Genomic DNA, 9,192 nt, shown 5'->3' on the forward strand with positions numbered 1-9,192 from the left:
GTTGATATCCTTAAACTTTATAACTGTTTTATTGATTGAGTAATCACAAAGCGTGATTATTTTAAATACAAATGATTGTTTGCCAGCTCAATCGAGATAGCACCCACATTACCTGCGCCTTGCGTCAATAACAAGTCATCTGCTTGTAACACTTTTTTCAAGGCATGTTGCAGATTACCTTCAACGGGATCAATCAAGATCGGCTCTACATCGCCACGTAACCGAATACTACGTGCCAGTGAACGACTATCTGCACCGACAATCGGTTTTTCACCCGCAGGATAGACCTCAAGCAGCAACAACTGATCGACATGTGACAGTACATCCACAAAGTCATCGAAACAGTCACGAGTACGGCTAAAACGGTGCGGTTGGAACATCATCACTAAACGACGGTCTGGATGGCTTGCACGTGCAGCTTTAATGGTTGCTTCGACTTCTTTTGGATGGTGACCATAGTCATCTACCAATTTCACATTGCCACCTTCAATGTCAAATTCGCCCTGTACTTGGAAACGACGACCCACACCGCTGAAACTTTCCAACGCACGAGCAATCGCAGCATCAGATACACCTTCATCGGTCGCAATCCCAATCGCTGCTAGTGCATTTAAAATATTATGCAAACCTGGCAAATTGATGGTTAAACGCAAAGGCTCACGATCTTTACGCAAGACGGTAAAGTGCGACTGCATACCTTCTTGTTCAATATCCACGGCACGAATGTCATTGTCTTCATTAAAACCATAGGTGATCAATGGACGACCAATACGCGGCATGATTTCACGAATGTTGGCATCATCGCCACACACCACAGCCAAGCCGTAAAATGGAAGCTTTTGTAAGAACTGTACAAAAGTATCTTTTAAAACATCGAAGCTACCGCCGTAAGTGTCCATGTGGTCTGCATCAATGTTGGTCACGATGGTGGCCATCGGTTGCAAATGCAGGAATGAAGCATCTGATTCATCCGCTTCAGCCACGATAAAACGACTCGCACCGAGCGCAGCATTCACACCCGTACGGTTCAATAAACCACCAATCACATAGGTTGGATCAAGGTTTTCTTCTGCCAACATACAAGTGACTAGGCTTGTGGTCGTGGTTTTACCATGCGTTCCCGCAACAGCAATCCCATGACGGTAACGCATCAGCTCACCCAGCATTTCTGCACGGCGGACCACTGGTGTACGGGTTTCAAGTGCTGCTTTGATTTCAGGGTTTTCAGCATCAATCGCAGTTGACACCACAATCACGTTTGCACCTTGAATATTTTCAGCCGTATGGCCGATATAAACTTTGATGCCATTTTCTTCAAGCTGTGCTGTTGTCTTTGACGCCTTGATATCCGAACCTGAGACTTTATAGCCTTGGTTCTTGAGCACTTCTGCAATACCACACATGCCCGCACCACCAATTCCAATAAAATGGATGTGCTTAATACGACGCATTTCTGGCACTTTAATAAGTTTTTTTGCTTGATCAGCAGGTGTAGATGGTGACATAAAATACTCGGTTTACAATGCTTGAATTAAACGAACCACTTGTTGGGTTGCATCGGGTTGTGCTTGCTGACGTGCTTTCACTGCCATTTCAGACAATAACTGACGGTTCATCAAGGGTAATAATAATTCTTTTAAACTTTCGGACGTCATACTTGCTTGTGGGCAAATTTTGGCTGCACCGATATTGGCTAAAAACTTTGCATTGGCCGTTTGGTGATCATCCACTGCACTCGGCAGCGGAACAAACACTGCAGCCACACCCGCAGTGGCAATCTCAGTCACGGTTAACGCCCCAGCACGGCAAATAATTAAGTCAGCATCGCTATAGACTTGAGCCATATCTTCAATAAAAGGTTGAACCTCAACTTGAAGCTGTTCAGGTGCATCGGCATAGCGCGCTTGTGTCGCCTCTGCATGGTTTTGACCACACTGATGATAAACGCTTAAAGGCACATTGAGTTGCTTCAAGGCTTCAGGAATGCGTTCATTTAACGCTTGTGCGCCCAACGAACCGCCAACAATTAAGATACGCAGTGGCACGCCAGCTTTTTGACGCTCTTGATAGCGCCAAGACGGATTTAAAATTTCCGTAATTTCTTTGCGGACTGGATTACCCGTGGTCACAATTTTATCTTGTACAGCAAAGGTATTTGGAAAAGCTTGACATACTGTTTTTGCAATACGTGATAGCTGCGTATTGGTAAAACCCGCAATCGCATTTTGCTCATGAATAATCACTGGAATACCCAGTGCACGCGCAGCCAATCCACCCGGTCCAGCAACATAGCCCCCAAAGCCTGCAACCGCATCGACTTTGAGCTGCTTCATATAGCGCATTGCGCTTAGCGTGGCTTTTAAAATTTTAAAGGGTGCCAATACTTTGCGGACTAAGCCATTGCCACGCACACCTTGAATGTCAATTTGATAAATCGGGATATCGTGATTTTTAAGTAGGCGATTTTCCATACCTGTAGGCGTAGCAAGCCATGAGACTTGGCAGCCTTGTTGCTGTAATTCCTTAGCCACAGCAAGTGCTGGAAAAACATGTCCACCCGTTCCGGCAGCCATCATCATTACATGTTTCGGCTTTGTTTGTGTTGCTTCGGTCACAGTCTAATTCTTCAATTCTAAAATATGGAAACAAAATTCAATTTTAAGCGATCAATTGTAATCACAAACGCATAACCGCGAAAGATTATTTACTTTTTTTCAACAGGCATTTGATTGTTTTTTTCTACTGATTTTCGATTTTAAACTAGATTTGTTATCAGATATACATTTTTACTCAAACTACCACACACATTTAAGCTCGACAGCACCATGTTTTATATCTAAAAATTAAACATTGAAGATGGTTTTAATCAATTATTTAATATAACTCTAAAAGAATGGGAACCTCATTTTTAGCAAATAGAAATACCCTCTGAGCTGAAACATTTGAACAGAATGAAAATTTGTAATGCCATGTAGCACTGTGTGATTTATCTTCAACCCAATTTATACACTTTGCGGTAAGCCATGTCCTTATTTCAAAACTTGCCTATTCATTGAAATAAAAAAGGAACCTTTTCAGGTTCCTCTTTCTGTCGATTTAGCTGGCTTTACCTGCTTCCAAGACATCAAATAAAGTATCGGCAATCGAAGTACCAAATTGTGCATCAATCTCACGAATACAGGTTGGGCTAGTCACATTAATTTCGGTCACATAGTTGCCAATCACATCGAGTCCAACAAAAACCAAACCTTTTTCACGTAAGAAGGGTCCCACTTTCGCGGCAATCGCCTTATCATTTTCAGTCAAAGGACGGGCTTGACCCAAACCACCTGCAGCCAAGTTCCCACGCACTTCACCGTTTTGCGGAATACGCGCCAAACAGTAGGGAATCGGTTCACCATTGATCAGCAAGATGCGTTTATCTCCTTCAACAATTTCAGGAATATACCGCTGCGCCATAATCGGACGTGTACCCATTTCAGTCAGCATTTCTAGAGTTGAGCCGATGTTCACACCATCTTGATATAAGCGGAAAATTCCCATGCCACCCATACCATCAAGAGGCTTCACAATCACATCACCATGTTCTTTGATAAATTCACGGATCAGGCTTTGTTGTGAAGTCACCAATGTAGGAACTTGAAGTTCAGGGAACTGCGTAGCAAACAGTTTTTCATTACAATCGCGTAAAGACTGTGGTTTATTGATAATCCACGCGCCTTCACGTTCCGCTTGTTCCAAAATATAAGTGGTATACACAAAGTTCATGTCGAACGGTGGATCTTTACGCATCAAGATCACATCGTAATCCGCCAAGGACTCTTTTTGTGGTTCGCCCAAATCATAATAATGATCGTAATCTTCAAACACTTTTAAGGGAGAAATCAGACCAAAGGCTTTGCCTTGGTCGATATATAAATCGTGTTGTAATGCATAACCCAGCTCGTGCCCGCGACGGCTTGCTGCCCATAACATTGCCATCGTAGAATCTTTTTTCAGATTCACCGTTTCAATCGGGTCCATCACTACCAGTACACGCATAAGTCTCACGCTCATATTTTTAAAACTTGGCAAAAAGTATAGCGAAGTTTTCAGCTTTGGGCACAACAAGTTGTGTATTAATTAAAGATTAAAAAATCTATTTTATTCAATTAGCTACAATACATTAGCATTATTAAATAAATTCAAAGTGCTTACTTGGTGGAAAGAAACAGTAAATCTACTGCTATTTCCACCTTCCTCGCAAATAGCTTCAACTTAAGCCAAAAGACGTTGAATATCCTTAGCAATTTTTTCAGGTTTAACGATCGGCGCATAACGTTTCACCACCTGCCCTTTTTGATTAATCAGAAACTTGGTGAAATTCCATTTGATCCTTTGGCTGCCTAAAATGCCTTTCGCCTCAGACGTTAAATACTGATACAACGGATGCGCAGTAGGACCATTCACATCAACCTTAGCAAACATCGGGAAAGAAACCCCATAATTACGCTGACAAAAACTGCCGATCTCTTCATTACTCGCAGGGTCTTGCTGCGCAAATTGGTTACATGGAAAACCTAAAACTAAAAGACCTTGTTGTTGGTAGTCCTGATATAACTGTTCCAAACCTTCAAATTGTGGGGTTAAACCACATTGGCTCGCGGTATTCACCACCAATAAAACTTTGCCCTGATAGTCAGCTAGATTTTTTTGCTCGCCTTCCAACAGCTCGGCCTGAAAATCATAAATTGTCGTCATTACATCTCTTCCATTCATCAAAATATCATTCGTTAAAGTCGCTTCAAGGGTTGACCTATAGCGGCAAATAATATTTCACACAATTAACTTGTGTGCAAGCTTATTACACGCAATATACTTCCACCTCCATTTCATTTATACTGTTTTCTAACTACTAATCCTCAAGGACATGCAACATGGCTGACACCCCACTTTTAGAAAACCGCGTGTGTTTTGCCATGTATTCCGCAACCAATGCCATGGTCCGTCAATACCGCCCACGCCTACAAGCCTATGATCTGACCTATCCGCAGTTTATTGTTTTATTGGCTCTATATGAGCAGGACAATGTGACGTTGACTGAAATTGGACAAAAAACTTTTTTTGACTCAGGCACCTTAACCCCCATTATTAAGAAGCTAGAAGAAAAACAATTTCTAAAGCGTGTCGCAGTCAAGGAGGATGAACGTATGAAAAAAGTCGTACTTCTGGAAAAAGCACTCCTAGCTAAAGACAAAATTATGGCGATTCCGTTTGAACTGGCATGTTCTTTAGGTCTAGATCCTCATGATTTGGGGACTATCCATCAACTGTGTCAGCGTTTTTTAAATGGTTTAGAACAGACCCAACACGCCGGTCGAGATGCTTAATGCAACAAGCCATTATTGGTTTTCATCTCGATGAAGAACATCATTGGGTAGCTGAGCTTGCCTGCGGTCACGCACAGCATGTCCGCCATACGCCACCATGGCAAAACCGCCCGTGGGTACTAACTGAGCATGGACGCCAAGAAAAAATCGGCGTTCTTTTAAACTGTAAGAAATGTCTGGAAAATCCTGTTCAATAACGCTTTTCCAATGTCCTTCTGATTTTAAATTTATTACTTATCAACTAATTAAAATAATTAAACAGCACCTTTAGCCATTCTTTTAAACCCAATCCAATTATGTAGGAAAAATGAATTTTCCACGAAGTCTTGTTCATTTTTAGTAAATGATTATAATTCTCACTTTTATTACCTATTTAATCTCTCTGAGCCTTCCCCATGACCAAACTTCAAGCCTACCCACTCCGTGGCTCCGCTCTATTCAAATATAGTTTACTCAGCTTTATGATTTTAAGTGCACATGCAGCCTATGCAGATGAAGCAACATTACAAAATAATGAGAACCCTTCCTCTCAAGCGACGACAAACAAATCGGGCACAGCAGCAGTTCTACCCACCTTAAAAATTGAGGCAATGAGTGAACTTGATCCAATCAAAAGCTATGTCGATTATGATCAGGCCAATGTCACCCGTAATGGTCTAAAGAAAAAAGACATCCCTCAAACCATTGACACCATTGATGTACAGAAATATAAAATCTACGGCTCTAATGATCTCAGTGTCATGCTACAAGGTACACCAGGGGTTTCAACTAACTACGATATGCGCGGTGATGGCATCACCCTCCGTGGCTTCTCTGCCGATTCGGGTGATATTTACCGTGATGGGATTCGTGAAAGTGGTCAAGTCCGCCGTAGCACAGCCAATATTGAACGGATCGAAATTTTAAAAGGCCCTGCCTCGGTGTTATATGGTCGTAGTGCGGGCGGTGGTGTAGTCAACATGGTCAGTAAATACGCCAATTTTGACTCGAAAAGCTCAGTCGGTACCTATGTTGGCTCATATGACACTTATGGCGCGACAGCAGATATTAACCAAGTATTAAATGACAATTGGGCTGTCCGTTTAACAGGTGAATACGGCGAAGCAGATAGTTTCCGTTCAGGCATCGACAGTAAAATTGAGATGATCTCGCCAAGTTTCACGTATAAAAATGATGAGGAAACCCTCACGTGGACCACACAATATACCTATGACAAATTAGGGCGAGTACCTGACCGTGGTCCAAGTTATAGTATCTTGCCTAGTGGAACATCCATTAAAACAGGCTTTGCACAAAATGGCGATTATGTCGACGATGTATTACAAGTTATTCGCTCAGATTTAAGCTATGAATTTGCGCCAAATTGGATTTTCCATTGGGCTGCAAGCTATAGGCAAGCAGAACAAAATTTTGATCATTTTTATTTAGGTGGATACTGTGCAACAGCAACTACTGTAATCCGTAATGCAGGTACATGCCAAGGTCATGTAGGTGACATCTCTCAAATTTATTATTGGCAACAAACAGACAATAAAACTACCAGCAACACCTTTGATATTAAAGGTGAATTCAATACAGGATCAATTAAACACAATCTTGTATTCGGCAGTGACTGGAGCTATGAACAACGAGAACCACGCTTAGCCAATACCAACCAAAACGGTTCTGCAATTTATGGTTATGTAGACCCAATCACAGGTGAGCGCCAATCTAGTCGTGGTACAGGCCCACTTAAAATCAGTCAACACAATTATAATCAAGGCACAAGTTTAGGCTTCTTTGCCCAAGACCTAATCAGCTTGAATGAACAAGTCAAAATCATGCTTGGTATGCGCTACGACAGCTATGATTTTTCTACCACCAATAAACTACCAAATGTCGCTGCAGATAAACGTAAACGATCTATTAATGATGATTCATTTAGCCCAAATGTCGGCGTAGTCTGGCAACCGAATGAACATCAAAGTCTGTATGCATCATACAGCAAAAGTTTTGCGCCCTTTGGCGGCTCTATGGGTGTCAATCCAATTTCATCAGCAAGCCAAGATATGAACATCTTTAATGCTGAGCCACAATATAACGAACAATACGAAATGGGAGTCAAAAGTGATTGGTTCGATGAACGCCTCAATACCCAGTTCTCTGTTTATGACATTCGTAAAAAGAATATCCGTTACCGTCCAGACCCAGATGTTCCAGACGTATGGGCTGTGGGTGGCGAACATCAATCCAAAGGCTTAGAATTTAGCTTTATTGGTCGCGTATTGGATAATCTTTTTGTCCGTGGTGGTTATGGTTACACCGATGCTCAAGTCAAAAAGGACAAAGAAAAGCCTGAAAATGTAGGAAATACTCTTTCTAATACCTCTAAAAATACAGGCAACCTGTTTGTGCGCTACTTACCTACCGAAAAGCTCTATGGTGAAGTTGGTGTAACGTATGTTGGCTCTTACTATCCAAACATCAACAACTTGACCAAGATGGATGGTTTCAATCGTGTCGATGCTGCCATTGGGTATAGTGCTGATCCATGGAACCTAACCTTAGCTGTCAGCAACCTGACCAATAAAGAATACTGGCGTTCAGACTCTATGCCAGGTACACCACGTAGCTTCTTGATGCGTTTAAACTACCAGTTCTAAACTGCCTTCAATAAAGTTTTAACTCAAGCGGAACAGGTCACTGTTCCGTTTTTTTATGCTTGCCGAAGGACGACTGAGCCAATCCATACACACTTTGAGCCTTTTGTTATAAAGCGCAAGAAACGGATTTTCAGGTCTCACTCGATTTGTTACTGTTTTCTTAAGTTAAATGATTTCCGTGAGTAATCATGACAGAACATACCAACTACACACGTGTGGCAAGGGCGATTGAATACATTGAACAAAACTTCAAACAGCAACCCAGTTTGACCGAGATTGCAGAACACGTACATTTAAGTCCCACCCATTTTCAACGCATATTTACCGAATGGGCAGGCGTCAGTCCAAAGAAATTTCTGCAATATATTAGTGTGGAATATGCCAAGTCTGTTTTGAAAAACCACACAGAACATAATATTTTTGCAGCAACCTTTGACACGGGCCTTTCTAGTACCAGCAGATTGCATGATTTATTTGTTCAAATCGAAGGTATGACGCCCGCAGAATACAAACATGGCGGTGAAGCACTCCACATTCACTATAGCTTTGCCGAAACCATTTTTGGCTCAGTCATGATTGCCTCAACCCCTAAAGGCATTTGCCATATGGCCTTTACCGAAACAAATCAAGATGCATTGATCTATCTAAAAACACAGTTCCCACGCGCGACATTTATTGAAGATCAGGATGAATTACAACGTAAAGCGCTCGCAATTTTTCAGCAAGATCAAAACAGCCTATCAGAGATTAAACTGCACCTGAAAGGCACTGACTTTCAGCTCAAGGTTTGGCAAAGTCTGCTTAAAATCCCCATGGGACGGCTCAGCAGTTATGCAAAGATTGCTCAAGAGATTGGGCAAGAACGTGCTTCACGAGCGGTCGGAACAGCCATTGGCAACAATCCTGTTGCCTTTTTAATTCCCTGCCATCGGGTCATTCTGTCTTCAGGGCAACGTGGTGGCTATATGTGGGGAACAACACGCAAAACTGCGATGATTGGCTGGGAATGTGCGCATAGCCAAACATCAACCGAAAAAGAGAGCGAATAAGAAAGGAAGCAGTAGCTCACTGCTGTCCCATAGTTAGACTTAAATAAAAAAACCTGAGTCCAAAGTAGTTAAAATATAAGTGCGAACAAACACTTCAACTACAAGGATTCAGGTTTTGTCACATCAGAATAC

At 42.0% G+C, this 9,192-nt stretch carries 8 protein-coding genes; 4 read left to right on the forward strand and 4 right to left on the reverse strand.

Annotated elements, in window-relative coordinates; translation table 11 throughout:
* Positions 1-56: 56 nt before the first annotated feature.
* The 4 genes from murC to ACE01U_RS03780 form a co-directional block, all read right to left on the reverse strand.
* Positions 57-1,505 carry a UDP-N-acetylmuramate--L-alanine ligase gene (gene murC / locus ACE01U_RS03765; protein ID WP_086210266.1) on the reverse strand — a complete coding sequence of 483 codons (1,449 nt, stop codon included), beginning with the start codon at positions 1,503-1,505 and terminating at the stop codon, positions 57-59.
* Positions 1,506-1,517: 12 nt separating this feature from the next.
* Complete coding sequence (murG, locus tag ACE01U_RS03770; protein WP_395578739.1) at positions 1,518-2,615, reverse strand: undecaprenyldiphospho-muramoylpentapeptide beta-N-acetylglucosaminyltransferase; 1,098 nt, start codon at positions 2,613-2,615, stop codon at positions 1,518-1,520.
* Positions 2,616-3,096: 481 nt separating this feature from the next.
* Positions 3,097-4,041, reverse strand: a complete 945-nt coding sequence (gene gshB, locus ACE01U_RS03775) for a glutathione synthase (protein WP_086210268.1) — start codon at positions 4,039-4,041, stop codon at positions 3,097-3,099.
* A gap of 216 nt (positions 4,042-4,257) precedes the next feature.
* Positions 4,258-4,740 carry a glutathione peroxidase gene (locus tag ACE01U_RS03780; RefSeq protein WP_395578740.1) on the reverse strand — a complete coding sequence of 161 codons (483 nt, stop codon included), beginning with the start codon at positions 4,738-4,740 and terminating at the stop codon, positions 4,258-4,260.
* Positions 4,741-4,916: 176 nt separating this feature from the next.
* Between ACE01U_RS03780 and ACE01U_RS03785 the strand changes: the two genes are divergently transcribed.
* The 4 genes from ACE01U_RS03785 (at position 4,917) to ACE01U_RS03800 (ending at position 9,060) form a co-directional block, all read left to right on the forward strand.
* Complete coding sequence (locus tag ACE01U_RS03785) at positions 4,917-5,369, forward strand: MarR family winged helix-turn-helix transcriptional regulator (protein WP_395578741.1); 453 nt, start codon at positions 4,917-4,919, stop codon at positions 5,367-5,369.
* The gene (locus tag ACE01U_RS03790; RefSeq protein WP_395578742.1) at positions 5,369-5,566 is read left to right on the forward strand and encodes a DUF3565 domain-containing protein; all 198 of its coding nucleotides are present in this window, start codon (positions 5,369-5,371) and stop codon (positions 5,564-5,566) included. The genes ACE01U_RS03785 and ACE01U_RS03790 overlap by 1 nt, the downstream gene beginning before the upstream one ends.
* 198 nt (positions 5,567-5,764) lie before the next feature.
* Positions 5,765-8,011, forward strand: a complete 2,247-nt coding sequence (locus tag ACE01U_RS03795; RefSeq protein WP_395578743.1) for a TonB-dependent receptor — start codon at positions 5,765-5,767, stop codon at positions 8,009-8,011.
* A 188-nt stretch (positions 8,012-8,199) separates the two neighbouring features.
* On the forward strand, positions 8,200-9,060 hold the full coding sequence (locus tag ACE01U_RS03800) for a bifunctional transcriptional activator/DNA repair enzyme AdaA (protein WP_395578744.1): 861 nt from the start codon (positions 8,200-8,202) through the stop codon (positions 9,058-9,060).
* Positions 9,061-9,192: the final 132 nt, after the last annotated feature.

The organism is Acinetobacter halobius (genome assembly GCF_044130335.1).
GTDB lineage: Bacteria > Pseudomonadota > Gammaproteobacteria > Pseudomonadales > Moraxellaceae > Acinetobacter.

Coding starts and splice junctions, on each gene's coding strand:
- ACE01U_RS03800 (WP_395578744.1), top strand. CDS start 8,200: ATGACAGAACATACCAACTACACACGTGTGGCAAGGGCGATTGAATAC.
- ACE01U_RS03795 (WP_395578743.1), top strand. CDS start 5,765: ATGACCAAACTTCAAGCCTACCCACTCCGTGGCTCCGCTCTATTCAAA.
- gshB (WP_086210268.1), bottom strand. CDS start 4,041: ATGCGTGTACTGGTAGTGATGGACCCGATTGAAACGGTGAATCTGAAA.
- ACE01U_RS03785 (WP_395578741.1), top strand. CDS start 4,917: ATGGCTGACACCCCACTTTTAGAAAACCGCGTGTGTTTTGCCATGTAT.
- ACE01U_RS03790 (WP_395578742.1), top strand. CDS start 5,369: ATGCAACAAGCCATTATTGGTTTTCATCTCGATGAAGAACATCATTGG.
- ACE01U_RS03780 (WP_395578740.1), bottom strand. CDS start 4,740: ATGACGACAATTTATGATTTTCAGGCCGAGCTGTTGGAAGGCGAGCAA.
- murC (WP_086210266.1), bottom strand. CDS start 1,505: ATGTCACCATCTACACCTGCTGATCAAGCAAAAAAACTTATTAAAGTG.